Source organism: Rhodococcus sp. NPDC059968, assembly GCF_042738615.1.
GTDB lineage: Bacteria > Actinomycetota > Actinomycetes > Mycobacteriales > Mycobacteriaceae > Rhodococcus_F.
The window spans coordinates 1-3411 of record NZ_JBHWUE010000228.1 but is presented as its reverse complement, the minus strand read 5'-3'; the positions used below and the strand labels follow the sequence as shown (position 1 = coordinate 3411).

The following is a 3411-nucleotide window of genomic DNA, read 5'->3' as shown; positions in this document are numbered from 1 at the left end:
GTCTTCAATGGAGCGCCTACCTCTGGAAGGGGCGATCGCCTCCAACGTCCGCGGCTTCCGCGCGGCGTTCACGTCCGCAGTCGTCTAGGTCCCGCGCCAGAGAACGACACATCCCACCCGTTGCACAAGCCAGAAAGGTCTATCGTGCCGCTCATTCATCTACAGGATAAGCCCATGCGCAGGGAGATCGGGCCGGCCGGCTGTCCGTTGACCGCTCTCGGGATCTTCCGAGTCCCACGTGTCGGAGGACGGTTCGACAACCATTTTCACGACTGTGATGAGTATTGGCTCATCTACAAGGGACGGGCGGTCATCGCCACCGAGGGGAACACCTACGAAGTGGGACCCGGCGATGTCGTGTACACGAGAGCGGGCGAGGAGCACGACGTCATCGAGGTCTCCGAGGACCTGGAGGCATTCTTCCTGGAGGACCGGCTCGTGGGCGAGGGACGAGTCGGCCACCTGCACCGAACGCCTGATCTCTCAGCTGGCCACGATGTGGCAGATGGAGGAACCCCATGACCGAGCCACTGCGGTACATCCTCGTTGGATTGGGCGACATGGGAGCGTTCTGGGCCAGCCATACCCTGCCGCCGGCACAGGAGCGGGGACTGGCCATGCCCGTCGCGGTCGTGGACACCAATTCGAGCCGATTCGCGATCGCGGAGGAGTCCCTCGGAATTCGCCCCGACCAATGCTTCTCGGGCATCGAGGCGGCCCTCGCGAGCACCGACTGTGATTTCGTGATTGTGGTCGTGCCGCCCGTCGCGCACGAAGCGGTGGCGACAGCCGCGATCGACGCCGGAAAGCATGTCCTCTGCGAGAAGCCGATCGCCGATACGCTCGAAGCGTCGATCCGTATCGCCGATCGTGCCAACGCGGTCGGGGTGAAGATGGCCATCACGATGAGCCACCGCTTCGACCAGGACAAGCAGACCCTCATCGACCGCGTCCAGTCGGGCGAGTTCGGACGGTTGAACTATCTCGTCTATCGATGCACCTGGAATCGCCGACGCTTCGGGGATTGGGGCGAGTTCAGACACCGCATGCAGCATCCGATGCTCATCGAAGGCTCGGTGCACCACTTCGAGATCATTCGGTCGCTGACGTCCTCCGACGCGAAGACGGTCTACGCCCGCACCTGGAATCCCGAATGGGGAGAATACGCGGGCGACTCGACCGTGCTGGCGATCGTCGAGATGGAGAACGGGACCCGCTGCCTATACGAGGGGGCCCAGGCCAACGCCAGTACGCTCAACGGCTGGGGGCAGGACTACATCCGGGCCGAGTGCGAGGACGCCACTCTCGTCCTTGATCGGAGACGGCTGTCCGTGGTCCGCAGCGGCTCCGACGGGCTCCTCACGACCACCGAACTGCCGCTGTCCCAGGAACGGAGCGAGTGGAAGAACAGCGCTCTGCTCACCGACTTCTGCACATGGCTGCGAGGGGGCCCGACAATGGCCACCCACGTGGCGGACAACCTGCAATGCACGGCGCTGCTGTTCGGAGCTATTCAGTCCGGGCAGACTCACATGCCGGTTGACGTCCAGGATCTCCTCAAGAGTGCGAGACACGACGCCCGGACACTCACCAACTAGATTTCTTACTGCTCTACTTCAGGACCACATGCGAGGCCTAAACATTGGGGACGTAGCCGTCCAGCGGGTGCAGACGAGTCCGCACTTCATCCGCTCCTAGCGGCTGTATCCCGCCGGCTAACATGGTCTGGGTACCGGGAGGAATCCCGATGGTGGGCCGGCAGCCTTCATCCTCGGTCGGAGGTACTGCTGCCGCCGATGAGTGGGATCAGGCGAGCTTGATCCGACCGGCTAGTGCGGAAATGGAACCGAGGTCGACGAGTGCCGCCACTCTATTGCTAGTACTATTAGTACTTTGTTAGGTGGGAAATCTGTGGTGGCACAGTGGGCAGGTACCGATCCAACGAGCAAGTGCTCCTTGGAGTTCGCACACGATGCCGTAGAGCGTCAGTCCTGCCCAGTCGCTTTTGGGTCGGCGAGCCGGAGGGTGGTGAGGAACAAGTGGGCGGCGGTGACCAGGGTGGCGTGGTGGTGCCAGCCCAGCCAGGAACGGCCCTCGAAATGATCCAGCCCGAGACCGGTTTTCAGTTCCCGGTAGTCGTGCTCGACGCGCCAGCGGATCTTCGCCAGGCGCACCAGTTCGGGCAGCGGGGTGTCCTCGGGGAGCGTGGCGAGCCAGTAGTCGGTCGGCTCGTCGGCTCCGGTGGGCCATTCGGCGAGCAACCAGACCGCGGGCAGGGTGCCGTCCTCTGCGCGGGGGATGTCGCGGTTCGCCGGGCGGATTCGCATGGCGGCGAACCGCGAGCGCATCGCCGCGGTGGGGTTGTTCGGGCTGGTTTTGGTTCCCTGCCGCCAGGTCACGGTGCGCAGGGCTTTACGTCCGGCGGCGAGGACGAGGTCCTTGCAGGTCGTGTGCGGGCCGTAGCGGGGTGTCGGCGGGCGCCCGCGGCCGGTGTAGGCCGCGGTCTGCGGGATGGCGTCGCCGGGATGGGCGCTGGTCGCGCCCTTGACGGCGACGACGTAGTCGATGCCGCGCTCGGTCAGCGCGAGCCGGAAGGCGGTGGCGTCGCCGTAGCCGGCGTCCGCGACCGCCGTCGGCGGGGTGCGGCCCCACTCGATCAGCTCATCGATCATCTCGATCGCCATTTCCCACTTGGGGCGGTGATGCTCGGTGTCGGGGATCGCGGATCGCTGCCGGCGAGCGGTGATCGCCGCGACCGCGTCGGGGTCGGGGGTCGAGCGATCGTCCCAGCTCTCGGGCAGGAACAGCCGCCAGTCCAACGGTGCCGACGCGGCGTCGGAGGCGGCGTGCACACTGACCGCGATCTGGCAGTTGCCGACCTTGCCGAGGGTGCCCGAGTACTGCCGGGCCACGCCCGGCGAGGAATCGCCGTCCTTGGTGAACCCGGTGTCGTCGATGACCCAGGCATCCGGAGCGACCAGATCACACGCCCTGCGGGACAGCGTTTTCCGGACCGGCACCACATCCCACGGCGAGGTGGTCACGAACTGCTGCAACTGTTGATGATCGACCCGCAGCCGCTGCGCCATCGGCTGCATCGACTTCCGCCGGCCGTCGAGCATCAACCCTCGCGCATACAGTCCCGCCTTCTCCCGTTGATCCTTGCGCGCCAGCGACGAGAACACTTCACCGACAAACGTATCCAACTGTTCCCCGACACGGGCGAGAGCGGCTGCATCCATGCCCGGATCCTCTCGAGATTCGAATCGAAACTCGAGCCGACACGCCGAGCTAACAAAGTACTACTATGGCCTAACCGCAATGGGAAGCGACGAAGGAGTCGATGTGACAACGGTAGCGATGCTCGGAGCATTCGACACGAAGGCGTCCGAGTTCGAGTTCCTCAGGGAG

General features: G+C 64.9%; 3 protein-coding genes. 2 read left to right on the top strand and 1 reads right to left on the bottom strand.

From position 1 onward, the window contains the following. The first annotated feature begins 174 nt into the window (after positions 1-174). The gene (locus ACFWAY_RS53260) at positions 175-522 is read left to right on the top strand and encodes a cupin domain-containing protein (RefSeq protein ID WP_378516470.1); all 348 of its coding nucleotides are present in this window, start codon (positions 175-177) and stop codon (positions 520-522) included. Continuing rightward, positions 519-1598: a Gfo/Idh/MocA family protein gene (locus tag ACFWAY_RS53255; RefSeq protein WP_378516469.1), complete on the top strand. Its 1080-nt coding sequence runs from the start codon at positions 519-521 to the stop codon at positions 1596-1598. The genes ACFWAY_RS53260 and ACFWAY_RS53255 overlap by 4 nt, the downstream gene beginning before the upstream one ends. 387 nt (positions 1599-1985) lie before the next feature. Here the strand turns inward: ACFWAY_RS53255 and ACFWAY_RS53250 are convergent, their stop codons facing one another. After that, on the bottom strand, positions 1986-3242 hold the full coding sequence (locus ACFWAY_RS53250; RefSeq protein ID WP_378516468.1) for an IS701 family transposase: 1257 nt from the start codon (positions 3240-3242) through the stop codon (positions 1986-1988). Positions 3243-3411: the final 169 nt, after the last annotated feature.